The 26,799-nt window shown below is 49.3% G+C and carries 24 protein-coding genes; 18 read left to right on the forward strand and 6 right to left on the reverse strand.

Annotated features, from left to right (window positions below):
- Nucleotides 1-32 precede the first annotated feature (32 nt).
- The 5 genes from ACFYU8_RS14195 to ACFYU8_RS14215 all read left to right on the forward strand — a co-directional run bounded on the left by ACFYU8_RS14195 (nucleotide 33) and on the right by ACFYU8_RS14215 (nucleotide 4,434).
- Nucleotides 33-239, forward strand: coding sequence for a hypothetical protein (locus tag ACFYU8_RS14195; protein WP_144617197.1), 207 nt, complete (start codon nucleotides 33-35; stop codon nucleotides 237-239).
- Nucleotides 236-1,258: a bifunctional UDP-N-acetylglucosamine diphosphorylase/glucosamine-1-phosphate N-acetyltransferase GlmU gene (gene glmU, locus ACFYU8_RS14200; protein ID WP_390300456.1), complete on the forward strand. Its 1,023-nt coding sequence runs from the start codon at nucleotides 236-238 to the stop codon at nucleotides 1,256-1,258. Before ACFYU8_RS14195 ends, glmU begins: the two co-directional genes overlap by 4 nt.
- 47 nt (nucleotides 1,259-1,305) lie before the next feature.
- Nucleotides 1,306-2,172, forward strand: coding sequence for a hypothetical protein (locus ACFYU8_RS14205; protein ID WP_390300454.1), 867 nt, complete (start codon nucleotides 1,306-1,308; stop codon nucleotides 2,170-2,172).
- Nucleotides 2,173-2,175: 3 nt separating this feature from the next.
- The gene (locus ACFYU8_RS14210) at nucleotides 2,176-3,858 is read left to right on the forward strand and encodes a hypothetical protein (protein ID WP_390300452.1); all 1,683 of its coding nucleotides are present in this window, start codon (nucleotides 2,176-2,178) and stop codon (nucleotides 3,856-3,858) included.
- A 69-nt stretch (nucleotides 3,859-3,927) separates the two neighbouring features.
- On the forward strand, nucleotides 3,928-4,434 hold the full coding sequence (locus tag ACFYU8_RS14215; RefSeq protein ID WP_390300450.1) for a hypothetical protein: 507 nt from the start codon (nucleotides 3,928-3,930) through the stop codon (nucleotides 4,432-4,434).
- A gap of 57 nt (nucleotides 4,435-4,491) precedes the next feature.
- On the opposite strand, the gene ACFYU8_RS14220 is transcribed toward ACFYU8_RS14215, so the two are convergent.
- Entirely contained in the window at nucleotides 4,492-5,337 is an 846-nt protein-coding gene (locus ACFYU8_RS14220; RefSeq protein WP_390300448.1) for a hypothetical protein, read from the reverse strand.
- A gap of 155 nt (nucleotides 5,338-5,492) precedes the next feature.
- On the opposite strand from ACFYU8_RS14220, the gene ACFYU8_RS14225 reads away from it, so the two are divergent.
- Entirely contained in the window at nucleotides 5,493-5,654 is a 162-nt protein-coding gene (locus tag ACFYU8_RS14225; protein ID WP_390300446.1) for a hypothetical protein, read from the forward strand.
- Nucleotides 5,655-5,702: 48 nt separating this feature from the next.
- Here ACFYU8_RS14225 and ACFYU8_RS14230 read toward each other — a convergent pair whose 3' ends face one another.
- From ACFYU8_RS14230 to ACFYU8_RS14245, 4 genes are read right to left on the reverse strand one after another with little or no spacing between them, the layout of a single operon-like run.
- Nucleotides 5,703-7,010 (reverse strand): YheC/YheD family endospore coat-associated protein, encoded by a 1,308-nt coding sequence (locus ACFYU8_RS14230; RefSeq protein WP_390300444.1) that lies wholly within the window; start codon nucleotides 7,008-7,010, stop codon nucleotides 5,703-5,705.
- Between the two features lie 41 nt (nucleotides 7,011-7,051).
- Entirely contained in the window at nucleotides 7,052-8,428 is a 1,377-nt protein-coding gene (locus ACFYU8_RS14235; RefSeq protein ID WP_390300442.1) for a YheC/YheD family endospore coat-associated protein, read from the reverse strand.
- A 3-nt stretch (nucleotides 8,429-8,431) separates the two neighbouring features.
- Nucleotides 8,432-9,520 carry a YheC/YheD family endospore coat-associated protein gene (locus ACFYU8_RS14240; protein WP_390300440.1) on the reverse strand — a complete coding sequence of 363 codons (1,089 nt, stop codon included), beginning with the start codon at nucleotides 9,518-9,520 and terminating at the stop codon, nucleotides 8,432-8,434.
- A gap of 5 nt (nucleotides 9,521-9,525) precedes the next feature.
- Entirely contained in the window at nucleotides 9,526-10,971 is a 1,446-nt protein-coding gene (locus ACFYU8_RS14245) for a YheC/YheD family endospore coat-associated protein (protein WP_390300438.1), read from the reverse strand.
- Between the two features lie 91 nt (nucleotides 10,972-11,062).
- On the opposite strand from ACFYU8_RS14245, the gene ACFYU8_RS14250 reads away from it, so the two are divergent.
- The 4 genes from ACFYU8_RS14250 (at nucleotide 11,063) to ACFYU8_RS14265 (ending at nucleotide 14,909) form a co-directional block, all read left to right on the forward strand.
- Nucleotides 11,063-12,220 (forward strand): DUF445 domain-containing protein, encoded by a 1,158-nt coding sequence (locus ACFYU8_RS14250; protein ID WP_390300436.1) that lies wholly within the window; start codon nucleotides 11,063-11,065, stop codon nucleotides 12,218-12,220.
- Between the two features lie 253 nt (nucleotides 12,221-12,473).
- Nucleotides 12,474-13,784, forward strand: a complete 1,311-nt coding sequence (locus ACFYU8_RS14255) for a DRTGG domain-containing protein (RefSeq protein WP_390300434.1) — start codon at nucleotides 12,474-12,476, stop codon at nucleotides 13,782-13,784.
- A gap of 73 nt (nucleotides 13,785-13,857) precedes the next feature.
- On the forward strand, nucleotides 13,858-14,199 hold the full coding sequence (locus ACFYU8_RS14260; protein ID WP_390300432.1) for a hypothetical protein: 342 nt from the start codon (nucleotides 13,858-13,860) through the stop codon (nucleotides 14,197-14,199).
- 80 nt (nucleotides 14,200-14,279) lie between these two features.
- The gene (locus ACFYU8_RS14265) at nucleotides 14,280-14,909 is read left to right on the forward strand and encodes a DUF2087 domain-containing protein (RefSeq protein ID WP_390300430.1); all 630 of its coding nucleotides are present in this window, start codon (nucleotides 14,280-14,282) and stop codon (nucleotides 14,907-14,909) included.
- A 244-nt stretch (nucleotides 14,910-15,153) separates the two neighbouring features.
- Here ACFYU8_RS14265 and ACFYU8_RS14270 read toward each other — a convergent pair whose 3' ends face one another.
- Nucleotides 15,154-15,465, reverse strand: a complete 312-nt coding sequence (locus ACFYU8_RS14270; protein ID WP_376894542.1) for a YtpI family protein — start codon at nucleotides 15,463-15,465, stop codon at nucleotides 15,154-15,156.
- Between the two features lie 167 nt (nucleotides 15,466-15,632).
- Between ACFYU8_RS14270 and ACFYU8_RS14275 the strand changes: the two genes are divergently transcribed.
- The 8 genes from ACFYU8_RS14275 to pyk all read left to right on the forward strand — a co-directional run bounded on the left by ACFYU8_RS14275 (nucleotide 15,633) and on the right by pyk (nucleotide 26,387).
- Entirely contained in the window at nucleotides 15,633-19,067 is a 3,435-nt protein-coding gene (locus tag ACFYU8_RS14275; protein ID WP_390300428.1) for a DNA polymerase III subunit alpha, read from the forward strand.
- 169 nt (nucleotides 19,068-19,236) lie between these two features.
- On the forward strand, nucleotides 19,237-20,481 hold the full coding sequence (gene ystJ, locus ACFYU8_RS14280; RefSeq protein ID WP_390300426.1) for an NADP-dependent malic enzyme: 1,245 nt from the start codon (nucleotides 19,237-19,239) through the stop codon (nucleotides 20,479-20,481).
- A 106-nt stretch (nucleotides 20,482-20,587) separates the two neighbouring features.
- Nucleotides 20,588-21,259, forward strand: coding sequence for a FadR/GntR family transcriptional regulator (locus ACFYU8_RS14285; protein ID WP_390300424.1), 672 nt, complete (start codon nucleotides 20,588-20,590; stop codon nucleotides 21,257-21,259).
- A gap of 81 nt (nucleotides 21,260-21,340) precedes the next feature.
- The gene (locus tag ACFYU8_RS14290) at nucleotides 21,341-21,523 is read left to right on the forward strand and encodes a hypothetical protein (protein WP_007725347.1); all 183 of its coding nucleotides are present in this window, start codon (nucleotides 21,341-21,343) and stop codon (nucleotides 21,521-21,523) included.
- Nucleotides 21,524-21,543: 20 nt separating this feature from the next.
- A complete protein-coding gene (accD, locus tag ACFYU8_RS14295) occupies nucleotides 21,544-22,488 on the forward strand; it encodes an acetyl-CoA carboxylase, carboxyltransferase subunit beta (protein WP_390300422.1) in 945 nt (314 codons plus the stop codon).
- Nucleotides 22,455-23,411, forward strand: coding sequence for an acetyl-CoA carboxylase carboxyl transferase subunit alpha (gene accA, locus ACFYU8_RS14300; protein ID WP_390300420.1), 957 nt, complete (start codon nucleotides 22,455-22,457; stop codon nucleotides 23,409-23,411). Before accD ends, accA begins: the two co-directional genes overlap by 34 nt.
- A gap of 222 nt (nucleotides 23,412-23,633) precedes the next feature.
- The gene (pfkA, locus tag ACFYU8_RS14305; RefSeq protein ID WP_390300418.1) at nucleotides 23,634-24,593 is read left to right on the forward strand and encodes a 6-phosphofructokinase; all 960 of its coding nucleotides are present in this window, start codon (nucleotides 23,634-23,636) and stop codon (nucleotides 24,591-24,593) included.
- Between the two features lie 39 nt (nucleotides 24,594-24,632).
- Nucleotides 24,633-26,387, forward strand: coding sequence for a pyruvate kinase (gene pyk, locus ACFYU8_RS14310; RefSeq protein WP_390300416.1), 1,755 nt, complete (start codon nucleotides 24,633-24,635; stop codon nucleotides 26,385-26,387).
- The last annotated feature ends 412 nt before the right edge of the window (nucleotides 26,388-26,799 follow it).

Raw genomic sequence — 26,799 nt, forward strand, 5'->3', positions numbered from 1 at the left:
TAAGAGAGGAATGAAGAAAGGGGGAAAGATGAATGAACACCTCGAAGCGGACGTTGAATCAGGAGAAATTACTGGAGATTATGCTTCAGGCCTATCAGCTGGGCGTGCAGAGGAAAGACATTGATTTGACCATGATGATTGACACACTGACTTATGAATTGAAACCATACTTCGATCAGCAAATCCAAAAAGGTCAGCTTGCAAAAGGGGAGCTGACCAAGACGGAGGCGATAGGATGAACATACATGCCGTAGTACTCGCAGCAGGAAAAGGAACCAGAATGAAATCATCGCTCTACAAGGTCATGCATCCAATCTGCGGGAAGCCGATGATAGAGCATGTCGTAGAGACATTGGAAGCATTGTCACTTCGCCACTTGGTCGCCGTTGTCGGTCACGGAGCCGAAGTGGTCAAAGAGAAGTTGAAAAACCGCGTTCAGTATGCCTATCAACCGGAACAGCTTGGGACCGCTCATGCTGTTTGGATGAGCCACGAAATTCTCGGGGCGCAGGATGGCGTGACGATTGTCATGAATGGTGATACACCGCTCGTACAAGAACAGACGCTGCGAAGTTTGCTCGAGTATCACCAGCTCAAACAGGCAGCAGCCACGGTTTTGACCGCCATTGTGGACGAGCCTACAGGCTATGGCAGGATCATACGCGACGAGAACGGTGATGTCCGTAAAATTATCGAGGAAAAAGACGCGACCTTGGGACAAAAAAAGGTGAACGAGATCAGCACGGGAATCTTTTGCTTCGACAATCAAAAGCTGTTTTCGATGCTGCCGATGGTCTCCAATGAAAACGCGCAAGGGGAGTTTTACTTGCCGGATGTTCTGGGGCTATTGCAAGAACAAGGTCATTTGGTAGCGGCGTTTGCAACGGATGATCCCGAAGAGGGTAATGGCGTCAATGATCGTGTGCAGCTCGCTGATTTGGAACAGCTGATGCGCAAGCGAATCAACGATTTCCATATGCGAAACGGTGTGACGATGATAGACCCGAGCTCGACGTACATCGATTCTGACGTAATGATCGGGCGTGATACGGTACTTTATCCAGGAACTTGCCTTTTCGGCGAAACACAGATCGGTGAAGGCTGCCAGATCGGGCCGCACGCTTTGGTCAAAAACAAGAGCATCGAGGAATACACGAGAATACCGCCGTTTTCAGCGGTTGACGGCAGTGCGTTTGGTGAGCGGGCTTTGGCGGGAGTGGGAGCGACGACACAACAGTACGGTATCGACCAGCACTGATGCAGGTACTTCGTCGATATAGCTGGCTTTGGATAGGACTGCTCCTTGTGACAGTGGCTTCGATCATCATGCTGTCGTTGGCAAACACCCGCTCCGCCCTGACAAAAGCAACCTGGATATGGGATGCCAAGCAAATGGAGACCCAAACCGATGAAATGATCGAGTTTGCCGAGAAAAACGACATCAACCTGATCTATCTTCACGTTGAACCAGCAACTGTCGCGCCCCAGACGTACCGTACCTTCATTGAAAAAGCCAACCAGGCAGGCATCAAGGTAGAGGCGCTTGGCGGTGACCCCAATTGGGCGTTTACAGCGAATCGCCAGAGCATTGACGATCTCATCTCCTGGGTGAAGGCGTTCAATCGCAGTTCCAAGTCAGATGAACGATTCTCGGGGATTCACGTCGATATCGAGCCGTATTTGTTGCCTGCATGGAAGGAAGACCAGGCAGAAATCGTCCGGCAGTGGTTGAAAAATGTCAGCTATCTGGCAGCAGAGACGAAGAAGGATACGGATCTCGCTGTCGGTGCCGACTTACCTTTTTGGATCGACTCCGTAAACGTTCCTGGCAGTGATGAGAAAGTGAGCAACTGGATGGTGCAGCGACTCGACAGTATTACGTTAATGGCCTACCGCAATCAAGCCCTTGGGCAAAATGGGATCATCGAAATCGTAGAAAAGATCGTCGAAGATGCCAATGTACACAAAAAAGGGTCGGTCATCGTAGGCGTCAACATCATGGAAACGATGGAAGGCGCTCATGTGAGCTTTTATGAAGAAGGCACAGAAGAGATGAACAACCAGTTGGCCATTTTACAGGAAGAGCTGTCAAACAATCCGGCGTTTGCAGGAAGTGCGATCCATGATTACGAGAGCTGGAAGCACGCAAGTCAACGAGAGGGGCAACTGTGACGAATGAAAGCTGCGCGCATCTATTTGAGTGTTCTCTGCCTAACAGTCGGCTTTCTGTTCGGCTTTTCCCCCGCGGAGAAGAAGAGTAAAGCAACGTGGATCTGGCAATCCGAAATGATCGGGAGAGAGAAGCGAGAGATTCTCGATTTCTGCAAAAGTAACGATATTAATCTCGTCTACTTGCGAATCGAGATGAACAAGCCGTATGAATACTACCGGGATTTTATCCGCGAAGCGACAGAGATGGGGATCGAGGTTCATGCGGTAGCCGGCCATCCGGCATGGGCGCTCAAAAGCAATGAAAAGCGGATGATGAACATCGTCCACTGGGTAAAAAGCTACAACAGTGAAGCGCAGAAGAATGAGCGGATTCGCGGGATTCAGTTAGACATCGAGCCGTATCTCCTGCCATTATGGGAGACTGATCAGAAGCGGATTATCCGGGAATGGCAAGCCAATGTGCAGGCGTTCACAGCCGAGGTGTCAAAAGACCAGGATTTGGTTGCCAGTGCAGCCATTCCATTTTGGCTGGACGATATTCCCGTTCCGGGACAAGAAGAGATGTCCTTGTCCAAATGGATGATAAGCCAGTTTGATACGGTATGTATCATGGCGTATCGTGACACACTTTCCGGTCAAAACGGCATCCTTAATTTGATTGATCAGGAAATGAAGGAAGCGGATGAATTAGAGACGCGTGTCCTGGTCGCTGTGAATATGAAGCCGCTGCTGGGTGAAGACCACTCTTCGTTTGCCGAGGAAGGTCCGGCTTACATGAAACAGCAATTAGAGCAATTGCCTACACATTTGGCACAGCATCCGTCCTTCTCCGGTGTCGCGATTCACGATTATCGCTACTGGAAGGAGGCGAGCCCCCTGCCCCCGGTAACGAAGCAACGATACAAGGGCACCTACATATGGCGTGCAGAATTGATTGGCACGGAAAAGGAGGAAATTCTCTCCTTTGTGAAACAAAATGGGGTGAATCTCCTCTACGTTCGTCTAGATTTGGAGCAGCCGATTTCCTATTATCGCGATTTCGTGAGAGAGGCGCGTGAAGCGGGGATCGAGGTTCATGCCATGGGCGGTCATCCGATTTGGGCGATGTCTGAAAATCGGAGCAAGATCATGAAGCTCGTGAATTGGGTGAAAGCCTACAATGAGTCTGTCTCGACAGAAGAGCAGTTTCACGGCATTCACTTAGACATCGAGCCGTATGTCCTTCCTGTCTGGCGCGAGGATAAAGAGGAAGTCTTACGCCAGTGGATGGGCAACATCGAAGCATTTGTCGAGGAGACCAAGGACGGGACTTCCTTGGAAGCGAGCGTCGATCTCGCTGCATGGCTGGACAAGACACCGACTCCGGGTCAGCCCGAATTGCCGTTTTCGCATTGGATGATCAAACAGCTTGATCATACGACCTTGATGGCATTTCGCGATCAGGCTCCTCGCATCATCGGCTTGGTTGAAAATCAGATGAAGTACGCAGAGAGCATCCAGAAAAAGTTGGTCGTCGCCGTGGAAACGAAAGAGAGCCACGAAGGGAACGGGATCACCTTTTACGAGGAAGGCATGGGCGAAATGGATCGGCAGCTGGATCTGGTGACAAAAGTGCTGGATCGATACTCCTCTTATTGGGGGCTCGCCATTCATGCTTATGACTACTGGAAAAACGGGAAAGAGTAGGCTGCCTGCATTGCGCACCATTGTTGTACAATAGAAGAAAGCGAGCGTCGGAAAAGAGGAGAACAGGCCATGCGAGAGGTGCAAAACCGACATCGGAGTCTTCCGCCGCGTACTCCAGAGATGTTGTACAACGTGGTGCGCAAGTTTTACCGCGGAGCAGTCAGTCATTTTGACCTGATTCAGGAGAAAAAGCAGGAAGCATGTGCAGCATTGGAAGCTGGTGATCACAACAAAATTCGTGCAGCCGTACACACGTTATTTTTGGAGTTCCATTTTTATGTGACTTGTTGGCTCCAGATTGAGCTTGCCTTGTATCGGCTGGCGCGTCAGGATGAACGCCTTGCCCAAGTAATGGAAAGATATCGACCATCGTTGGAAAAGCATGTAGCGGTACGACAACTGCTGGATCAGACTGAGACGTGTGTGGAGGAGCAGTTTCAACCAACCGGGGATGGATGGTCCTGCGTGCAGAAGGATGCCTACGTGTTTGACAGCATCATTTTTACAGTGGATGAACAGAGTCTGCAGGATTTGCATGCTTTGTATCAGGCGATTTGGGAAAATGCCGACCGTTGAACCATCACCCATAACAAAAAGCGTGACCGTCGCAATGGATGGTCACGCTTTTCTCATTTAGAAAGTGCCAGGGAAAATGGAGCTTGTGTGAGGAGCCACTTGGCCTGGGGTGTTCAATTGGCGAACCTCTTGCGTGTTCGTGCCTGCAAAGCCAGGAGAGTAGATCGATTGTGCTCCTGCGCCAGCCTGATTGCCGTACGCCTGATTGGCATATGCCTGTGGTTGCAGCTGAGATTGTTGCAGCTGAGATTGTTGCTGCTGACCTTGTTGTGCTTGCATGCCATAGCCAGTGTTATTCAACTGGCGAACTTCCTGGACATTGGTATTGGCAAAGCCAGGGGCAAAAATACTGCCAGTCATCGCTTGCGGATACGCTGCTTGATTCGTATAGCCGGCTTGTCCTCCGTAGCCGCTATAGCCAACTTGATTGCGAGCCTGAACCTCTTGCACATTTGTCCCAGCAAAGCCAGGGGAGAAAATGGAGTTTCCGCCTTGTCCATACGATTGCTGGTAAGAAGGCTGTGCTTGCACGTAACCAGCTTGCTGGCCTTGTGCATAGCCGGTGAATTGGTTTTGCATGGACTGAAGCGCTTGATTTTGCCCATAGCCATATTGCTGCTGTTGTTGTTGTTGTTGAGGATAGCCAGCATGATTGAGCTGTCTTACTTCCTGGACATTGGTATTGGCAAAGCCAGGGGAAAAAACCGATTGTGCACCACCGTAGGACATGCCCGTTGTAGGGGTCCCGATGGATTGGGCATGTCCGCCGTGGTTCCAATGCTGTACTTCCTGTACGTTTGTTCCGGCGTATCCTTGTTGGAACATCGCGCCTGCAGGGCTCATTGCTCCAAAAAATTGCGGTTGTTGTTGGGAATGCATCAAATGATTGAATGTATGGGTCATGGTTAAGACCACCTCCATGGAGTATTTTTTCCAAGGTCGATCAGGTCATGCATCCGATAACGAAAAAAACATGCCGGAGTCTAAACGGCATGTTCCTTTAGAGCAATTGAATTCCAACGTCCACAGGCTAGCCAAAGCGTGGGGGCGTAAACCTTATGGAGCGGAATAACGTGAGACTTGCCTCATTGTTCAGTGCTACCCGCACGTACAGCCAGCATGCCGATTCACCTATTGCGGTAGCGGTTATCTACAACCAGGAAGGATTGACCCCATTTCCATCAGGAATCAATCGCGTCAGCCAGTCGTTCGTTGGGTGATGCGCCGTTCCCCTTCCTGACGGGCAAATCGCACCAAGGTCGACTCCCTTATCCTGCGGCAATCCCTCGCTTGTTTTGCAAGCGGGAGACATGCTGTGCATAGTGGATCAAATTGGCTAACGATAATCGTCTAATCGAAGGTTCATCGAATTTCTCCGGCTTTGCATTCGCTTCAAATAACCATAGATTTCCTTCTTCTGTCAAGCCAAGGTCCATCGACATCTCAGCCAAATCCGTCCATTCTGCATTTAAAGACCGTGCGATGGCGAGTGCCGTTTCGTGAATGTGTCTTTCCATTTGCTCGGGATTATTTTTGAACAAGTCTTGTAGAACGGTTGATAACGAGTGGATCGAGCCACCTCGTGGCACATGAGTGGTGATGCTTTGCGAGCCTGACCTTCTGATGCCTACTCCGGTTATGCTCCACTCACCCTCGCCATCTTTCTGAACGAGGACACGAACATCAAAAGGTTTGCCGTTGTAACGGGCACGACGGATACCCTGCTGCATGATGTACTTCTGTTGTTTGACATGAAGTCGAATATGCTTCCATACATCATTCAAATTGGAAAAGCGGCGAGTAATGGCCTTATGCTCTTTTAACCGTTGCAGGAACCACTTATCGTTTTTGAAATCAATGCGCATAATCCCTTCGCCAGCTTTACCGCGCACAGGCTTCAAGTAGACAAAGCGATGTTCTGTGCAAAAGCTTCGAAAGCGAGCCAAGGTGTCCAGCTGTTTCGTCTCCGGTAGAAAAGCTTGCACCTCAAGGTGGGACTCCAGCATCGAAAACAGCTGTTGCTTGTCAAAAAATCCGCGATTAAACAATGTGACATTTGGCATCTCATGAATGCGGCTCAATGCTCTTCGGACTTCAGGTCGCCGTTCTGCTTTTCGCGTCGGAATTCGGTTGTAGACCACGTGGGGGAAAGGTAGAATCACCTCTTGCCACGAGTTTAGACGATTGTTGTACAAATAGCCGCGCACCTTTTTCTTCTCCCAATTGATTCCTTGTGGAGTGAACACAAATACGAGTGCACCCCATTGCTTCCCCGATTGTGTAATATCCTTGAAGTTCTCGCGATTTCCTAAAAATGTCGCCCCTTCGCCAACGGTCAGTATTCCAAATAAAGGGCCAAGCTTCAGGGAGTCGTCCGCCATTTTCCAGTTAATGCGTGTACGAATACGGCTTGCTTGCACGCGGGGTAAACCAGCGTATATCCGTTTCGTATGAGAAAAGGGACCGAGACTGGCGACCAGTGGCTTTGGCGAGCGTTTAAGGACTAACCGAGGTAACTGGACGAACCATCTACCGCTAGGGAGGATCGTCAGCCACCCGGAGCGCTGCTGAAGCATGGTGTTCCTCCTTCCAGAAAAACGGTACAGATCGCGTGCGACTAGAAATTAGCCAAGTAACAGCTGTAATCGACGAGCAGCTTGCGTGATTCTTGATCAGCCTGCCTGAGTCGGGCATGCTTGAATATGGAACGGCCAGGCTTGGAATTCGCTTCGAACATCCAGACATGGCCTTGCGTATCAATCCCCATGTCCAGCCCCAATTCTCCTAAATCAATCCCTTTTGCCAGTTCAATTGCGGTAGCCAGTCGGATCGACGCTTCGGAAATGCGCTGCGTCATGAGGGGTTTTTGTCTGCCAAACAGGTGCTGCAACAGGTCATCGCCGGGAATGACAGTACCACCTGTGCGCACATGGGTAGTTACGCTGCCAGAACCGGCAACCTTGGCTGCCGTGCAGGAGACGACCCACTCGTTTTGTTGATTTTTATGCAAGTGAACACGGAAATCAAACGGACGTCCATGAAATGTCATGAGCGAAATGCCCTGCTGTGCCAGATACGCACTGACGCGACGACTGCGGAAGACATGCTGATATAGGCTGGACAGCTTGGAAAATTGTCTTTTTACATTGCCGCTGCTTGTATGATAGGAGGCAGTAAAGCCAGCGCCTGCTTGGCGTACAACTTTGACAATACCGTATCCGAGACTTCCGTTTTTGGGCTTCAAATAAACAATGGGGTATTTTTGCAGCAAATTTCGAACGGTCGTAAGGGAAGGAGAGGTGTAAGTTTCCGGGATATGCTCATTCACCTCTGGATTCGGGTACAGCAGTTGGTGCACGCCCCATTTGTTAAAAAAGCCCTGATTGAACATCGGTAGATCGGGGTAACTGGCGAGTCGATATTTGAATTCCCGAACGGCTTCATGTTTTTCCGCCGAACGAGAGGGAATACGATCATAGACGACATCAGGCATGGCGGTAACATGCTTTTTCCAAAAGTAGCCGCCTGACTTGTTTCTGCGCAAAAACCACGCTTTGACGGTATTGGATTCCCAGTCTACATCGGTTGGGGAAAATATATAGTAGAAAACGCCTTTCCCTTCTTGAGCCTGTAACAAATTGTAAAAAAACGAGGTGCGGGGGCCCATTGGCTGCTTGGGATCTCGGCGTACGCCAGTCGTAACGATCCCGATTGAAGGACCGATTCGGAGTGCGGAGCCTTCTAGTTTGAGTTGGATCAAGCCAGGGTGAGGAATGCCCAACTCCGATTGCAAGAGAGTCGTCACTTTCATGACGTTCGCATCTGGATTGTGTTTATCTTGTAAGACAGTTGCGACTACTTCCTTTTTACCCAGTAAGACTCTAATTTTTTGGCGTTGCCGTAGCTGCAGCTGTTGGAAGAGTGTAGCTGGCAGGATAATCCCACTGATACGGGGGTTGGAAAGGAAGCGAAGCCGCATTCTGAACGTTTCCATGCTTTAACCTCCTACACGCTCTTTCATGAGATAGTGGGCGTAGCGAACAGGCTGAGTAATCGAATGCAGTTGAGCAGTCGGGTCGTCAATCATGCGAAAAACAGTTCGCCCTGGTCTGCTGTTTACCTCGATGATCCAAACATTACCTGCGGTGTCGATGCCGATATCGATTCCCAGCTCAACGAGTCTGCCGTGTGACTCTTCCAAAAAACGGGGAAGTTCTTCCGCCACTCGGTTGATTGTTTGCTCGATGCGTGCTGCTTTTGCGGATGTGAAGTGAATGGGCAGGAAAGAGGCCAGAGGTGTTGCTTTCCCTCCTCCGTGCAAATTGGAGGTAATACTGCGTTTGTCTCCCAGGCGCACAGCTTTGCCAGTTGTCCCCCATTTGCCCAACCCGTTTTTTTGAACCAGAACACGGACATCGAATGGAGTTCCATCCGGGGTATGCAACTCCAAATAGGGCTGTGCCAGGAACTTGCGGCCGGCAGTAAAGACAGACACAAAACTTTTTAATCCGGCAGTGTCGCGGATTCGCCTGGTAAAAGGCTTATTGTCTCGGTTTCGTCCAGAAGCTTCATATCCACTGCGCACTTCTTTGATTCTCACGACGCCAATACCGTGAGTTCCCGCCATCGGCTTGATGATAGCTGCCCCGTATTTTTGCAAGGTTGCATGGAGTACAGGATATGAGAATATTTCAGTAGGCGGTAGCAGCGGGGCGAGGAGAGAGGACTTAGCGAGCATCTGGTGCACCTGCCATTTTCCAGACAGACCATGCCCCAAAAACGTAATGTTGCGATCGTTTTGCAACTTTTCCACAAATGGTTTATAGTGGCGATAAGATGGGCCCACAAAGCAACGATCATAGATAAAGGCGGGGATTGGGAAGTCTTTTGCGTGCCAGGACCCATTGCGATACTCGAAGCCTTTTACCATACGGGTGGAGAAGTTAACCTGACGTGGTGAAAAAACGAAGACGCGAATGCCGTGCTTGCGTCCATAGAGCGTAAGCTTTTTGTAGTACCCTTTGTCTACAAAGTGGGAGCCTTGGCATCGGGCCATGATGCCAAGACTTCTCTCGGTTGCTGTCATGTAGGTCACCTTCGCCTGTTTTTGTTGCGCTTCGGTCTTCTTTTTATCGTCTTTCGTGGTTGAATGGTCCGGGGAAAACCACTTAGAAAGGCGGAATAATCCAGCATGCGAAGGACAGAAGGGCGTGCACGCCGAGGCAGTTCTTCGGCACCCTCAGGCAATGGAACTGTTTTGGCTGACTTGGATGGCTTACTGTTGACCTCCAAAAGCCACACCTGTCCATGGACATCGACTCCCAGATCAATTCCGAATTCTGCGTACTGCCCAGGCAGTGATTCTTCTAAAAGGATCGCGTGCTTAAGTGCTACTGCGCGTAACGTTTGAGGGGCTGGACGAATCCTGCTCGCCCGTGGTCCACAAACTCGCAGAGCTTGAAGGGGAGTCATCATCTGCCCGCCCCTGGATATATTAGAAACAATATGGTTTAATCCCAGGCGAGCTACCATGGAAGTGACGGACCATTCACCTTTTCGGTCTTTTTGTACCAATACACGAAAATCTGTCGGTCGTCCTTGGATGCCGATTAACGGTAACCCTTGTTGCAGCAAATAGGATGTGCCTTTTGTCCTTTTTTGCAAATACTGATGTAAGCCTTGCATGCTAGCAAATGATTTGCGCAATCCTCCGGGGAACGCGAGCTGGTATCCCTCGGGCGAACTGCGAATGCGAATGATCCCGCGCCCCATGCTGCCGTTAGCTGGTTTTGCATAAACGGTGCGATACGTAGATAGCATTTGCCGTAGGTCTTCCAGCTTCAGATAACGAACCATGCTGGGAAGATGTTCGGAGGCAGTCGGTTGATTTTCGAGAGCGGCGTGTACATGCCACTTATTCAAAAAACGCTCATTAAAAAAGGGAATGGAAGCGTCCTTGCAGCGTTGAACCCAGTTGGCCATCTGTTCACTTCGTTCGCGTTGGCGGGATACGAGCCGGTTGTAAATGCATTGAGGTAGCGGAAGTAGGGTTTGTCTCCAGACGCCTCCTCTTCGTACGAGACCGCGCACAATTCCTGCATCCCAGTTGACATCCTGAAGCCGAAATGCGCAAAGGATACCTCCGCGTTTACGGGTGATATCAGACATCTCCTGGAAGAAAGAGTTTAGGTTTCCAAACGGTGCTTGCGAGAACGCTGCATTGTAGCTCGAAACAAGAACACCTACATACGGTCCGAAAACGATTGTTTTCTGACTCGCATCATAACGGACTAAGAGTGGAACGCTCCTGGGCAGATGCAAAGATTGAGCTAAAGATGGTCGTATGAAGGTTTTACCCGAGGTTTTGCCTCCCCGTTCCCAACCGCCTACACGGGCGGAAACGGTCTTGCTCCCAAATTGAACCGCAATGGTGGACGGTGTTGAAAGATTCCATTTGCGCAAGTGCGCCTGGGGCAGGTTAAGGTCTACTTCCGATATTATCTCGTTTTCGACAACGATTGTTGGAACGTAGGACATGAGTATCCCCTTCCCATCAGGCAAAGTTAGTCTATGGTATGAGCATCCAAAACGTTTGGTGCCATGCAGAGAAGAGAGGTTGTAAGGATTTATGAACGCTTGGATACTATTAGTGAATATTGCAGTAGGCTCTGTCATCGGTGGAGTGACGAATGATTTAGCCATCAGAATGCTGTTTAAACCAGTGAAACCGTGGTATATAGGCAGGTGGAAAGTGCCTTTTACCCCGGGATTGATCCCGAGAAGGCGAGACGATATCGCGATACAAATGGGCAGACTCGTCGAAGAACATTTGCTGACGACTGAGGGGGTCAAGCGTGCACTGAATCAGAGTGGTTTGGAGAGCACACTGACGGGATGGATGAACACCATTGCACGCGACTGGATGACTGATGAGCGTAGTCTACGTCAAGCATTGCTCACAGTGATGCCACAATTGTTTAAGGAAGACGGAACGTGGAGTGAGGGTGTCCGCGCGCCTATCGAGGCGAAATGGGGTACCTTTGTCGAACAGGTTCTTACTCAATATGAAGAGAAAAAACTACGAGAGCTAGTGACGGACAATGGACGCCAGCGTCTGGATGCTGCGCTTGGCAGTGTGAGCGAACTGCTCTTGAAACGTTTCCGCGAGTATTTGCATTCCCCAGAAGGCCAGCAAACCTTGCAGAACATGGTTCGCGGATTGCTCGGTGGAGGCGGAGGTATGTTTGGTGGCTTGGTCGGGATGTTTCTTGGGGATGACAAGATTTTGGGCAAGATTCTCCCGTATCTCGATGAGCTTTTACAAAGCAGAGAGCTTTCGGAGCGCGTACACTACTTTTTACATAAGGAAGCGGACAAGCTCTTGGACAAAAATGTGGGCGAAGTGGTTGCTTGGATTGGGCGAGATCAAGTGGACGATTGGGCGCGGAAGCTTTTTGCCAAGCTAGAGGAGCAAAGTCTGCGCATCGTGGACGAGCCTCTGTCTCGTTTGACTGCGCCTATTTCTGAGACGGTAACAACTGAACTCGTTCCTCGTTTGGCAAAGTGGATGGTGGAGACGCTGCAACAAAACGTAGAGAGAGTATTTTCGCGCCTGGCCATTCGGGATATTGTTACACGGCAAGTAGAGGGTTTCCCGATTGAAAGGATTGAAGAGATGGTAGTCGGAATCTCAGGCAAGGAATTCCGCATGATTACCGTTCTCGGATTTATCCTTGGCGGGATTATAGGGCTTTTCCAAGGATTATTGGCAAACTTCATTGGTTAATGAAAAGGAAGTTCAAAAAGTCGACTTTTTGATCACGTTGTAAAACTGAAAAGAAACTGTAACTGTGTTGTAATAATCCTGTAATATTCCTTGGGTATGATAAAAGCACGATGAAAACCCCCTTAATGATATACTTTCTGGTCGGTAGCTTTCAAAAAAGCTACCCTTTTTTTTTGCCCCGCCTTCGGGTATATTGGTCGAAGGAGCGCACGTACATGGAACGGGTGGGAGAAAAGGAAGGGGGAAAAGCAATATGGCAACGAAGCATGAACAAATCTTGCAACATATTGATCGCCTTCCGATCGGTTCGAAGATTTCCGTGCGGCAGATCGCGAAAGACCTGGATGTGAGTGAAGGGACTGCATATCGTGCGATCAAGGAAGCGGAAACGCAAGGATACGTCAGCACGATTGAGCGTGTCGGTACGGTGAGAATCGAGAAGAAGCAAAAGGAAAATATTGAACGTTTGACCTTTGCGGAGGTTGTGAACATCGTCGATGGTCATGTGCAGGCCGGACGTGAAGGCTTACACAAGACCTTGAATAAATTTGTAATAGGGGCCATGCAGCTCGAAGCCATGATGCGCTATATCGATGCCGGGAGTCTCTTAATTGTCGGTAATCGCTATCAGGCTCACAAAATCGCTTTGCAGCAAGGGGCTGCTGTATTAATTACCGGGGGATTCGATACAAGCGAGGAAATCAAACAGCTGGCTGACCGTTTAGCGCTGCCGATCATCTCCTCCAGCTACGACTCCTTTACGGTAGCGTCGATGATTAACCGCGCCATTTACGATCGCCTGATCAAAAAAGAAATCGTCATGGTAGAAGATATTTTGAAGCCGCTTGCAGAAACGCCTGTATTATTGACATCAGATTCTGTAGCCAAGTGGCACCAGTATACGGAGCTGTATCAGGACACAAGATTCCCTGTCGTTGACGAGCAGATGCGCCTGATCGGGATTGTTACCTCCAAAGACATTATCGGGCATGAGGAAACCGCGACGATCGACAAGGTCATGACGAAGAACCCGATTACAACCTCGCCGAGGGTATCCGTAGCGTCATCTGCGCACACCATGGTGTGGGAAGGAATCGAGCTATTGCCTGTCGTAGACAACCATCGCAAGTTCGTCGGTGTCTTAAGCCGCAACGACGTGTTAAAAGCGCTGCAATTTACAGCCAAGCAACCGCAGATGAGTGAAACTTTCCCGAATCTGATCATGTCGCATTTCCGTGAGGAGCGACAGGCAGATGAGATGGTCTATCTGGGTGATGTGAGTCCACAAATGACTAACCATCTCGGTACGATTGCCAGCGGAATCATGACGACGGTCATGGTCGAGGCTGCTTGCAACCTGTTGCGACATCATCGTCGAGGCGACATGGTACCGGAAAATATCACCGTCTATTTCCTAAAGCCAGTTCAGATGGAAAGTCATATCGAAGTTAAGCCGCGCCTATTGGATATCAGCCGCCGCTTCGGAAAAGTCGAAGTATCCGTATTCCACGGTGAACAGCTCGTAGGGCAGGCCATGATTACTGCGCAAATTATTGAGCGTTAGAAGCAAGGAACAGTCTTTTATGGACTGTTCTTTTTTGTGTGTTGAAAAAGTGGCAGTGGTGGGAGAAGAAGCATTGGCAAAATCATTTTGTAAGTTCATTCAAGCAGTTAAAATCATCCTGATACACTTTCAAACCAGCTACAACGAAGTAAACAGCCGCTTCAAGGAAAAAGGAGAAATAAGCGAGGCTCTTTGGGACACCAGCCGAGGCGCAGTGGAAAAAGGGAAACACGCCTTTAAGCGTCCACCTCTGAACACGCTTCCTGGGAGGACTACTTTGGACGCGGTTTCCCTTTTTCCATGGAGCCGTGCAGGAATGACCCCCATGCAGGGGGCCCAAGAAGCTCGAGCGTTTTCTCCTTTTTCCGCTGCCACCGACAGCAACGATAGAGGTATTTGGGCACCCTCGAATTGACAGACAAAGAAATGAAACTTATCATCTAATTAGAATATCATCTAATCAGAACGATTAATCAAAGAAAGGAGTGCCCCATTTTGCAATTAGACCAACTCGTCGCCTTTTACAAAGCACTCGGAGACCCGACTCGTGTACGCATTCTCGCGATTTTGGCAAATGGTCCCCTGCATGGACAAGCGTTGGCAGGCAAGCTCGGCGTGACACCCCCAACCATTACCCACCATATGGCAAAGCTTCGAGAGGCAGGTGTCGTTTACGAACGTCGTGATAAAAACACCATTTACTTTTATGTGCACGAAGCTAATGTAAAACGCCAGTCGCAAGCGATCGTGAACGTCATGGAAAAAGCAAAGGATTCGCCAGCTGAGGACATTTTTACGCAAGACAACTTACATGTTCAGAGGAGGCACCAGATGGCAGCGGAAAAAACGCAGGTCATTCGCAGCTTCATTACTCCAGATGGCAAGCTGAAACAAATCCCGTCCCAGCGTAAGAAAAAGCTGATCGTCTTTGAACACATGGTGCGAGGGTTAGAAAAAAGCCGCAAATACAAGGAACAAGAGATCAACGAATACATTCGCCAATTCCACGAGGATTATGCTACCATTCGCCGGGAATTCATCATGAATCATTATATGTATCGAGAAGAGGGCATCTATGAGCTGAACCCGGAGGAATTGTGGGCAAAAGCCGAAGACCTGCAATAGCAGGAAATCGTTTCCTTTCGAATTGAACAGAAAAAAGGACAACCTCGGGCACTGCCGCTCAGGTTGTCGAAGCAATAGAATGTCACACAAATTGATTATACCGAGAGCCCTATTAGGTTTGCCATGATAAACAGCTGGGAATAGAGGAAAAGTATTTCCAGTCATCATTCTTCCAAAAAAGAAAAAGGCATGTGAACGCAAATTTGTTCTCATGCCTTTTTGGCTTATAGCGCTTTTTGAGCACTTATACCCCTTTTTTCAGTTCTGCCTGCCAAGCTGTACGATAACGGAAATAATTGCGAGTTCCCAAAAATAAATTCATTGCCCCTACAATCAGCATGATCAATGCAACGACAATGCGGATCGTATCGAGAGAATCAAACGTAAACTGATTGATGCCGAATAAAGAAACGAGTATCCCCAATGACACATTCATTTTCCCCAGCAACATACGCGATTCAAGCGGATGGATGCCTCGTCTGCGCGCATGGATACTATAGTAGACGCTGGCTACCAGGGAAGCGAGAATACCGGTCATGTAAAAGGCAAACCACATAGATGGATTCATCCTTTCTAGCCATTCTGGTATTACCCATCCTACCAAAATCAGGGGAGAACGGTCAAATACGAGCGGGAACGTTTGTTCTTAACGTCCGTATGCGCTATACTTCCGGTATAATGTAAGAGATAGTTTCAATCGTGAAAAGTGAGAGGGGTAATATCATGACCTCCTTTGTCCATTTGCATGTTCATACGGAGTACAGTCTGCTGGACGGAGCAGCACGTATCGATGCGCTAGTCAAACAAGCCCGCGAATTGGGCATGCATGCACTGGCTATGACAGACCATGCCAATCTGTACGGGGCAATCCCGTTTTATAAAGCTTGTCTGGAAGCAGGCATCCAACCGATTATCGGGATGGAAATATACGTAATAGAAGGAAATCTTCAAGATCGCGTGCGAAATGCCCCGCCGCCTAGTCATCTGATCGTTCTTGCTGAAAATGAAACGGGCTACCGGAATCTCCTGAAGCTAGCGACAATCGCGAATACAGACGGCAACTACATCCTTCCGCGTCTCAACAAAGAGGTGTTGGCAAAGCATACAGACGGCATCATTGCACTGAGCGGTTGCCAGCAAGGGGAAGTAGCCAAGCTGCTACTGGCTGGAGAAGCAGATGCTGCAAAAGAAGCAGCCCGCAAGTATCAGCGAATGTTTGGTGAACAGCATTTTTATTTGGAACTGGCTGATCACGGACTGGAAGTGGAGCGCAGGCTCAATACTCGTCTCGTGAAACTGAGCCAGGAGACGGGGATTCCGCTGATTGCGACGAACAACGTACACTACCTCCACAGGGAGGATCACCAGCAGCATGATATATTGCTGGCGATCAAAGAAGGCAAGACGATTGGCGAAGAAAACCGTTTCCGTTACGAGACGGATCAGTACTATTTGAAAAGTGCCGAAGAGATGGCGACGCTCTTTGCCTTTGCTCCTCAGGCGATAGCCAATACGGTAGCCGTTGCAGACAGGTGCAAGCTGGACCTTACCTTTGGCGCGCATATTTTACCGGAATTTCCTGTGGCAGAGGGACAAGATTCGACGCAGTATTTGCGTGAACTGTGTGAAAAGGGCTGCCGGGAGCGATACGGTGAGATTACACCAGAGGCGCAAGCGCGTCTGGATCACGAGCTGGCGATTATTACAGGGACGGGCTTCACTGATTACTTCCTGATTGTATGGGATTTCATGAGGTATGCTCACGAACACGGGATACCGACTGGACCTGGCCGGGGATCTGCGGCAGGTAGCTTAGTCGCGTATGTTTTGAAAATCACGAATGTCGATCCGCTCCGCTTTCAGTTGCTCTTTGAACGCTTTCTCAACCCGGAGCGGGTGACGATGCCCGATATTGATATCGATTTTTCCGTAGAGCGCCGTGACGAAGTGATTCACTATGTTGCGAGCAAGTACGGTCATGATCGTGTCGCCCAGATCATTACCTTTGGAACGATGGCGGCACGTGCAGCAGTGCGTGACGTTGGACGGGCGCTAGGCTTGTCTTTGGGCATCGTGGATCGCGTCGCCAAAATGATTCAGCAATCGCCAGGCATGACGATTGAGCGGGCGATGCAGATCAACCCGGATATCGGCAAGCTGTGTGCGGAAAACAAACAGGCAGCGCAACTGATCGAAACGGCAAAGGGCGTAGAAGGCTTGCCTCGACACGCCTCCACACATGCAGCGGGTGTCGTCATTTCGCGTGAACCGCTGACGAATTACGTTCCATTACAGACAGGCAACGAAGGCTTGGCGCTCACGCAGTATCCGATGGAAATTCTCGAAGAAGTCGGTCTGTTGAAGATGGACTTCCTCGGCTTGCGCAATTTGACCATCATTCAGGAGACGTTGCGTCATTTGCAGGAGCAGGGAATTTCACTTGAGCTGGATCAGCTGCCGACAGACGATGAGAAAACATTTCGCATGCTCTCTCGTGGGGAGACAACCGGCATATTCCAACTGGAATCTTCGGGGATGCGCAATGTGCTGCGAGATTTGAAGCCGAGCAGCCTCGATGACATCATTGCAGTTCTGGCACTGTATCGTCCGGGGCCGATGGAGATCATCCCGCAGTACATCGCTGCCAAGCACGGACAGAGCAAAGTACAGTACGCTCATCCTGTGCTGGAGCCGATTTTGCGGGAAACACACGGTTTTATGATTTATCAGGAGCAAATCATGCAGATTTCATCGACACTCGCAGGCTTCAGTCTTGGTGAGGCAGATATTTTGCGCCGAGCAGTCGGGAAAAAGAAACGGGAACTATTGGCGGAGCAGCGGGAGAAGTTCGTGGCTGGTTGTGTACGACAAGGCTACGGAGAAGAGCTGGGCAATCAAGTCTACGATTTGATCGTGCGCTTTGCTGATTACGGCTTCAACAAAGCCCACTCGGTTGCTTACGCGGTCATCGCCTATCAGATGGCTTATTTGAAAGCAACTTATCCGCTTGCGTTCATGGCAGCGCTGCTCTCCTTATCGATCGGCAGTCAGACTAGAATTGCCGAGTACACGGAAGAAGCGCGGCGGTTGCGGCTTACCGTGCTCGGCCCTGACGTGAATAAGAGCCTGGCCTACTTTACAGTGGAGCAGGATGCGATTCGCTTAGGTCTGGCCGCAGTGAAAAACGTCGGCTACGGTGCGATTGAATCAATCGTAAAAGAGCGCAAAGGCAGACCATATCGCGACGTCTTTGATTTTTGTGCTCGCGTGGATGCGCGGTTAGTTAACCGAAGAGTGGTAGAGTCGCTCACCTTGTGCGGCGCATTGGACTCGTTGCCAGGACATCGCAGTCAGCTTTTGCTATTGCTGGATGAAGCGGTAGGGAAGGCAAATAGCAAGCGTATAGAACGAGACGCTAACCAGCTTAATTTATTCGCGGGTGAAGTGGACACGGCACCATTGCGAGAGCCGGTAGAATATCCCGAGGTACCGCCGCTCTCACATACGCAGCAACTAAAAGAAGAGCGAGACTTGATTGGGGTATATATCTCCGGTCATCCACTTGATCAGTTTGCCCATGTCGCCAGTCGCCCGGAAGTAGCGGTCATCTCTTCATTGGGGGATGTGCCGCGTGACAAGACGGTAAAAGTATTTGGGATGATAACGGAAGCCAAACGCATCCAAACGAAAAAAGGGGACCCGATGGCGTTTATTACGCTAGAGGACAAAACGGCGCCAGTAGAGCTGGTCGTCTTCCCACAGGTGTATGCGAAGTATGCGCCACTGCTCGAGCGCGAACAAATCGTCGTGGCAGAAGCCCGAGTCGATCACCAAGACGACATGGTCAAGCTCTTGGCTTCCCGTTTCTGGGATGCACAATCGCTATCGCTGCCACAGCCGAAGTCCGAGACCGTATTATTTGTCAAAATTTCGGCAGAGCAAGAGCACGATTCGACGCTTCAAAAGCTTTCACGCTTGTTTGTCGAAAAAAAAGGAACGATTCCTGTCATCCTTTTCTACGAAGGAAAAAGACAGACAATTCGCCTCCCAGAAGCAAATTGGGTGGACGTAGATGAGTCATTTTTGGAGCAAGCGCGAGAAATTGTGGGTCCTGACAGCGTAATTCGGAAAGAAATGCCTATAAATTGGGGAGGATGAGGAATGTCCTCCCTTTTTCGCCGTTTTCGGCAGGTTTACAGGAGAACAGTTTTTTATTATATTGAGATCATAACTCAATAAGTGGTCAGACCACTTGGGATAACCCAGGCATTTTTTACTGCCTACAAGCAATCATAGAAACTATTATCGTGAAATGGAGTGGGATCTCATGTCCAACCTGAGAGAGGAAGCGCTGGAGCTTCACAGAAAACATCAAGGAAAATTGGAGGCAGTGACCAAGGTACCCGTTCGCAATGCTTACGATCTGAGTCTTGCTTATTCTCCAGGGGTTGCTGAACCTTGCAAAGATATTTTTGATGACAAGTCCAAAGTGTACGATTACACGATGAAAGGCAATCTGGTTGCAGTAGTCAGCGACGGTACTGCTGTACTGGGTCTCGGCAACATCGGACCAGAAGCAGCAATGCCGGTTATGGAAGGAAAAGCAGTTCTGTTCAAATCCTTCGCAGGCGTAGATGCATTCCCGATCTGCTTGAATACAACGGATGTAGATAAAATCGTAGAGACAGTAAAACTGCTCGAGCCTACTTTTGGTGGCGTTAACTTGGAAGATATTGCAGCTCCTGCATGCTTCGAAATCGAAGAGCGTCTGAAGCGCGAAACAAACATCCCGATTTTCCACGATGACCAACATGGTACAGCAATCGTTACAGCAGCAGGTCTGATCAATGCTCTGCGCGTGGTTGACAAAAAGCTGGAAGATATCCGCGTAGTAGCGAACGGTGCAGGTGCAGCTGGTATCGCGATCATGAAGCTTTTGATTTCCATGGGCGTTAAAGAAGTGATCATGGTGGATACAAAAGGAATCGTGTACGAAGGCCGTCCATTCGGTATGAACCCAGTGAAGGAACAAATGGCGAAAATCACGAACCGCACCATGCTGCAAGGTGACCTGGCTGATGCAATGAAGGGCGCTGACGTGTTCGTCGGTGTATCCGTAGCTGGCGCTGTTACACAGGACATGGTTCGTTCGATGAACCGCGATCCGATCATTTTCGCAATGGCAAACCCAGTACCAGAGATCATGCCGCAAGAAGCAAAAGAAGCAGGTGCAGCAGTAATCGGTACAGGCCGTTCCGACTTCCCGAACCAAGTAAACAACGTATTGGCGTTCCCGGGAATTTTCCGCGGCGCGTTAGATGTACGTGCGACTGAAATCAACGAAGAAATGAAGCTGGCTGCTGTTTATGCTATCGCTGACCTGATTACAGCAGAAGAGTTGAATGCAGATAAAGTGATCCCTTCCGCATTCGATCCACGTGTAGCACCAAACGTTGCTGCGGCAGTAGCTAAAGCAGCGATGGAGACTGGTGTTGCTCGCATCACAGTAGATCCAGAAGAAGTAAAACAAAAGACAACGAAATTGACAGCTATCTCTTATCAAGAAGCGTAAGAAAACCTTTATCGAGGTACCGACGACACCCTCCGCGAAAAACCAGTAGACTTTTTACAAACGTGGAGGGTGCTTCTTGTTACAGCTACGAGTAAGGAGGATAATCGTGCTCGACTCTTCCCAAGATCGAAAGGTATACGAAGGAATTCTCCTACAACTTCATGAAATCATACAGGATCAAAACTTGCGGCCAGGTGACAAGCTACCGTCTGAGCGAGAGCTGTCCGAACAACTGGGAGCAGGTCGTTCCTCTGTACGCGAGGCTCTTCGGGCTTTGGAGCTACTCGGACTCATTGAGACGCGTCGCGGGGAAGGCACCTTCCTCAAGCATTACCGACACAATCGGCTGATCGATATTCTTGGCTTTTTTATCCTACGGGATACCAAAACCAAGAAGGACTTGATCGAAATGCGACGAATGCTAGAGCTGGATGCTGTCCGCTTAGCCTGTAGACGGGCGACTGACAAGCATTTTGATGAAATGGAACGCATTCTGGCCATCGCAGAGGAAAGAGTAGCAAGAGGCGAAGTACCAGCGGAGGAAGACTATCAGTTTCATCGCGTCATATGTCGCTCCAGTCGCAACTCGATTCTGCATCGGATCTGGACGCCTTTGGTTGAGTACAGCAACAGTATCCGAATTGAATCACTGTCACGCGAAGGCAGAGCGAGTGCAGCTCTCGTAGAGCATCGACAGATTATGGAAGCCATTCGCGAAGGCGATGTGAACGTCGCATTAGAGAGAATGAAGAAGCATTTGGAGAACAGCAAGCTTTAGTTTTCCTCCAATTTGCGAGGGGCGTTGGCGCTGTGATATGATGATGCAGACCTGTATTGGACGATTGAGGAGGAAGCCAGCATGTGGACGGTCATCTACATCGCTCCTAGCGCTAGAATTGCAGAACGGATACAGCAACGTTTGACAGATGAAGGGTTTTTGGTAAAGGTTCGCGAAGGTAAGGTCTCGAAGCAATACGAGATTCTCGTGCCTGAGAGCGAACTAAACGAAGTCCGGGATGTACTCGGCACGATCCTTCACTGAAGAGAAAGGTGGGTGTACCTGTGCTTAAAGATCTTTTTGGGAAAAAGCGCAAATTCGCTACAGTTCCTTCAGAGACACTAGCACGTGTCCCTGCTTCCACCGACACTAGCAAGGAAGCGGGTACGAGAGAAAAGGAAGTCCCTGAGGGATTAATGAATAAATGTCCACATTGTGGGACGATTCACTACTCGAAGGATTTGGAGAAGAACTTGCGCGTCTGCAAAGGCTGCCAGTTCCACTACTCCATGTCCGCTCCAGAGCGTCTGCAAGCGCTTCTGGATGATGGGGTTCTAACTGAAGAATTTGATGCTAATTTGATTACAGCCAATCCACTCGGTTTTCCTGGTTATTTGGAAAAACTGGAAAAAGATATGACCAACACCAATTTGAACGAGGCGATCATTACAGGGGAAGGTATCCTGAGTGGGAACCGCATCGTGATTGGGGTCATGGATTCTCGTTTCCGTATGGCGAGTATGGGATCGGTTGTCGGGGAAAAAATTACGCGCGCAATTGAGCAAGCGATCGAACGGCGTTTGCCTTTCATTCTGTTCAGTGCATCTGGTGGAGCACGCATGCAAGAAGGTGTATTGAGCCTGATGCAAATGGCGAAAACCAGCGCAGCGTTGTCTCGCTTGGACCGCGAACGCTTGCTGTTCGTCTCGGTCATGACGAATCCTACATATGGTGGCGTATCGGCCAGCTTTTCTTCGTTAGGAGATTATAATATTGCAGAACCAGGAGCTATGATCGGTTTTGCCGGGCGTCGAGTCATTGAGCAAACGATCCGTCAGGAGTTGCCAAAAGACTTCCAAACAGCGGAATTCTTGTTAAAAAACGGGCAACTCGACATGGTGGTACACCGTAAGGATATGCGAAATACGCTGTCCAAACTGGTAGAGATGCACACGTCTCGGGAAGGAGTAGAAACATGGCAGGCGAGCTCTCCTTTGAAAAGCCATTAGTAGAATTACAAGACAAGATTAAGGAATTGCGCCGTTTTACTGAGGAAAAGGGAATTGATTTCTCTGACGAAATACAGCGTCTCGAACAAAAATCAAAAGAGCTTGCTGTGCAAATTTACGGCAACCTGACGCCATGGCAACGCGTACAGCTGGCTCGTCATCCGGAACGGCCAACGACTTTGGACTATATACAACTACTTTTTACTGATTTTATCGAGGTTCATGGAGACCGTTTGTTCGGAGACGACCATTCGATTGTAGGTGGAATTGCCAAGCTGGACGGACGTCCGGTTACGATCATCGGTCACCAAAAAGGGAAAGATACAAAAGACAACATCAAGCGCAATTTCGGAATGGCTCATCCAGAAGGCTACCGGAAGGCATTGCGCATTATGCAGCAGGCGGATAAGTTCGGTCGCCCGATTATTTGCTTTATCAATACATCTGGGGCATTTCCTGGGAAAGCGGCAGAAGAGCGCGGTCAGAGTGAAGCGATTGCCCGCAATCTGCGTGAAATGGCAATGTTTCGCGTGCCGATTATTTGTATTGTCATCGGGGAAGGCGGAAGCGGTGGAGCCTTGGCGATCAGCGTAGGCAACCGCATCTATATGTTGGAGAATTCCTATTACTCCGTGATTGCTCCTGAGAGTGCCGCCGCGATCCTCTGGAGAGATTCCAGCTTGGGTATGCGTGCAGCGGAGACGATGAAAATTACGGCTCCTGACTTGTTGGAATTAGGGGTCATTGACGGAATTATTGATGAACCATTCGGAGGAGCCCATCGTGATTTGATCGCGCAGGCAGGGATGGTCAAGGCGGTCATCTCGGAACAACTAGAACAGTTGGGTCGTTTAACTCCAGATGAATTGATACAGGACCGTTACGATAAGTTTAGACAGATCGGAGAATTCGCCTCCCTGTAAGAATCAGGGGGCGTTTTTTTCTTGTTTTCCGTGGAGATAATCTGCTACAATCGAAGTCGAATGAAAGAGTTATCAGAGCTTTCGAAAAGTATGGCACATATCTATCGATTGTATAACAGATATGTTGATTTGAGTGATACAGCATGTTTCATACAAAGTATGGTACATACTGTTTCCGTTAAATGACATGCTAAAGACGATATGATTGGAGAGGTGGATTCCATGCGAAAACTTGCAGTTCTCACCAGCGGTGGAGATTCTCCTGGAATGAATGCTGCTGTCCGGGCGGCAGTCCGTCGTGCTCATTATCACGAGGTACAAATGTTTGGCGTATACCACGGATATGAAGGACTGATGCGGGGAGATATCAAGGAAATGTCACTGGGCTCTGTTGGGGACATTATCCAACGGGGAGGAACCATTCTCTATTCGGCCCGCAGTGAAGCATTCAAGACGGAAGCCGGACAGCAAAGAGCGGTGGAGCAATTACGTGATCATGGAATTGAGGGTCTGATTGTGATTGGGGGAGACGGTTCGTTTCGCGGTGCGCAGAAGCTGACTGAAAGAGGCTTCCCGACCATTGGCGTACCGGGCACGATTGATAATGATATTCCGTGCACCGATTTCACGATCGGATTTGATACGGCATTGAATACTGTTGTGGAAGCGATCGATAAAATCCGCGATACGGCCACTTCGCATGAACGCACCTACATTATTGAAGTGATGGGGCGAGATGCTGGTGACCTGGCATTGTGGGCAGGGCTGGCAGCTGGTGCCGAGTCGATCATTATCCCGGAAGCGTCGCAGGAGATGGACGACATTATTGACCGTCTGCATGCTGGACAACGCCGTGGTAAAAAGCATTCCATCATCATTGTGGCGGAAGGGGTAGGAAGCGCAGCTTCGTATGCCGAAGCCATCACGAAAGAGACAGGCTGGGAGACTCGCGTGACGGTACTGGGTTATATCCAGCGCGGTGGTTCCCCGACTGCGATGGATCGAATGCTGGCGAGCCGAATGGGGGCCGCAGCGGTCGATTTATTGCTGGAAGGCAAGCAGGACCGTATGGTTGGAATTCAGAACAACGAGATCGTTGATGTTGATTTTCAAGAAGCATTGGCGAAAAAGCACCAATTGGATTTATCCATTTATCAATTGGCGCGCACGCTATCTATATAATACTGACAGTTTTCGGAGTGTAGAGGAGGCTTACATCCTATGTTAAGGAAAGCAAAAATCGTGTGTACCATCGGACCGGCGAGTGAATCGGTTGAAACACTGAAAAAACTGATCGAAGCAGGAATGAACGTAGCGCGTTTGAATTTTTCGCACGGTTCTCATGAGGAGCATGCGGCTCGTATTGTGAACATTCGTCAGGCATCGAAAGAAACGGGGAAACCTGTTGCGATCCTGTTGGATACAAAAGGTCCTGAAATCCGTACGGGTACGCTTGCAGTAGATGCAGTTGAGCTCGTAGAAGGAAATACGCTGATCCTCACCATTGAGGAAGTAGCGGGTACCGCTGAGCGCGTCTCCATTACGTATCCGGAATTGCCTCGTGATGTAAAAATCGACGATACGATCTTGATCGACGACGGCCTGATCGGGTTGACTGTACAAGAAGTGCGTGACACCGAAATCATCTGCTTGATCAAAAACGGTGGAACACTGAAGAGCAAGAAAGGCGTCAATGTTCCTGGTGTCAAAATCAACTTGCCAGGTATCACAGAAAAGGATGCGCAGGATATCGAATTCGGTATTGAACAAGGTGTCGATTTCATTGCGGCTTCCTTTGTCCGAAAAGCATCGGATATCTTGGAGATTCGCAAAATCTTGGAGCGCCATAACGTGCGAATCGATATTATCGCCAAAATCGAAAACCAGGAAGGCGTCGATAACGTAGACGATATTCTGGTCGTAACAGATGGAATCATGGTTGCGCGCGGTGATTTGGGCGTAGAGATTCCGGCAGAAGAAGTACCACTTGTTCAGAAGAAGCTGATCAAGAAGTGTAACGAACTCGCGAAGCCAGTCATTACGGCGACACAAATGCTCGATTCTATGCAGCGCAACCCACGCCCGACACGTGCAGAAGCGAGTGACGTTGCGAACGCCATTTTCGATGGTACAGATGCCATCATGCTCTCCGGAGAGACGGCTGCGGGTAAATATCCGGTTGAGTCTGTCGAAACCATGGTGCGGATTGCTGTACGTGCAGAACAAGAGCTGAATTATCGCGAGATCTTGTACGCACAAGCACAGCTCAAACAAGTGACGATTACTGATGCTATCAGCCAAGCTGTATCCAATGCAGCACTGGATCTGGACGCAGCGGCAATCATTACAGCGACCGAAAGCGGACACACAGCTCGCATGGTATCGAAGTTCCGTCCAAAAGCACCAATCGTGGCTGTAACGCCGCATGAAGCGATTATTCGCCGACTTGCACTCGTAAATGGCGTGTATCCAGTGAAGGGCGAAATGGCGAATACAACCGACGAAATGCTGGAGATGTCTGTCCAGGAGGCACTCGATGCAGGCTTCGTTCGTCATGGCGATCTCGTCGTGATCACAGCAGGCGTACCCGTGCGTGAAGTTGGGACAACGAACCTGATGAAAATTCACGTCATTGGCGATGTGGTAGCAAAAGGACAAGGAATCGGTCGAAAAGTTGTCACGAACAAAGTAGTGATTGCTAGATCCGCTGAAGAGGCGCTGGCAAAGGTAGAAGAAGGAGCGATCCTGGTAACCATCGGTACTGACTCCGATATGATTGAAGCGTTTGGCAAGGCTGGAGCGGTGATTTGCGAAGAGGGCGGACTTACCTCTCACGCAGCCATCGTAGGCCTGAATCTCGGCGTTCCAGTCATCGTAGGAGTGCAATTTGCTACGGATGTATTGAAGGAAGGACAAATTGTAACGGTGGATTCCGAACGCGGGCATATTTACTCAGGACATGCTCGGGTTTTGTAGGTAATACTATTCATCTTTAACATAGAATGCCTCGGAAGGGTGACCAAGCGTCACCCTTTTTTGGGTTGGTGTAAATAAGATTAGCCGACGAACTACCTGATAAGTTTTACCAGATAACGGCGATTATTAGGTGGTGCAAAGCGAGTGGGAATCTGTTAAAATCGGTCGGTGGCTTTGTATCGGGACGGGTAAAATCCATACGTTCGGAATTTCCAAACCATGACAGAATGTTCGTTTTGTCCCTATAGAGAAAAGAAGGCTGAGGATAAAAGTCTTTGTTTTCTCGTTCAATGTTCGGGATTTTGTGTCAAGTGTTTTTTTGAGAAAAACACAACATCTAGTATTGTCGAAAATTATTTCGCACAATATATAGGTAAAACTATTGAGTTTTATAGATAAAGATAGGTAAACT

The sequence above is a fragment of the Brevibacillus sp. NPDC003359 genome, from assembly GCF_042878995.1.
Taxonomy (GTDB): domain Bacteria; phylum Bacillota; class Bacilli; order Brevibacillales; family Brevibacillaceae; genus Brevibacillus.

Excerpts from the sequence above, each read along its gene's own strand:
- ACFYU8_RS14210 (WP_390300452.1), top strand. The coding sequence starts at position 2,176 with ATGAAAGCTGCGCGCATCTATTTGAGTGTTCTCTGCCTAACAGTCGGC.
- ACFYU8_RS14195 (WP_144617197.1), top strand. The coding sequence starts at position 33 with ATGAACACCTCGAAGCGGACGTTGAATCAGGAGAAATTACTGGAGATT.
- ACFYU8_RS14275 (WP_390300428.1), top strand. The coding sequence starts at position 15,633 with ATGACCTCCTTTGTCCATTTGCATGTTCATACGGAGTACAGTCTGCTG.
- ACFYU8_RS14250 (WP_390300436.1), top strand. The coding sequence starts at position 11,063 with ATGAACGCTTGGATACTATTAGTGAATATTGCAGTAGGCTCTGTCATC.
- ACFYU8_RS14270 (WP_376894542.1), bottom strand. The coding sequence starts at position 15,465 with ATGTGGTTTGCCTTTTACATGACCGGTATTCTCGCTTCCCTGGTAGCC.
- ACFYU8_RS14255 (WP_390300434.1), top strand. The coding sequence starts at position 12,474 with ATGGCAACGAAGCATGAACAAATCTTGCAACATATTGATCGCCTTCCG.
- ACFYU8_RS14235 (WP_390300442.1), bottom strand. The coding sequence starts at position 8,428 with ATGGAAACGTTCAGAATGCGGCTTCGCTTCCTTTCCAACCCCCGTATC.
- ACFYU8_RS14220 (WP_390300448.1), bottom strand. The coding sequence starts at position 5,337 with ATGACCCATACATTCAATCATTTGATGCATTCCCAACAACAACCGCAA.
- ACFYU8_RS14230 (WP_390300444.1), bottom strand. The coding sequence starts at position 7,010 with ATGCTTCAGCAGCGCTCCGGGTGGCTGACGATCCTCCCTAGCGGTAGA.
- glmU (WP_390300456.1), top strand. The coding sequence starts at position 236 with ATGAACATACATGCCGTAGTACTCGCAGCAGGAAAAGGAACCAGAATG.
- ACFYU8_RS14240 (WP_390300440.1), bottom strand. The coding sequence starts at position 9,520 with ATGACAGCAACCGAGAGAAGTCTTGGCATCATGGCCCGATGCCAAGGC.
- accA (WP_390300420.1), top strand. The coding sequence starts at position 22,455 with ATGGCAGGCGAGCTCTCCTTTGAAAAGCCATTAGTAGAATTACAAGAC.
- pyk (WP_390300416.1), top strand. The coding sequence starts at position 24,633 with ATGTTAAGGAAAGCAAAAATCGTGTGTACCATCGGACCGGCGAGTGAA.
- ACFYU8_RS14215 (WP_390300450.1), top strand. The coding sequence starts at position 3,928 with ATGCGAGAGGTGCAAAACCGACATCGGAGTCTTCCGCCGCGTACTCCA.
- ACFYU8_RS14225 (WP_390300446.1), top strand. The coding sequence starts at position 5,493 with ATGGAGCGGAATAACGTGAGACTTGCCTCATTGTTCAGTGCTACCCGC.
- ACFYU8_RS14245 (WP_390300438.1), bottom strand. The coding sequence starts at position 10,971 with ATGTCCTACGTTCCAACAATCGTTGTCGAAAACGAGATAATATCGGAA.
- pfkA (WP_390300418.1), top strand. The coding sequence starts at position 23,634 with ATGCGAAAACTTGCAGTTCTCACCAGCGGTGGAGATTCTCCTGGAATG.
- ystJ (WP_390300426.1), top strand. The coding sequence starts at position 19,237 with ATGTCCAACCTGAGAGAGGAAGCGCTGGAGCTTCACAGAAAACATCAA.
- ACFYU8_RS14290 (WP_007725347.1), top strand. The coding sequence starts at position 21,341 with ATGTGGACGGTCATCTACATCGCTCCTAGCGCTAGAATTGCAGAACGG.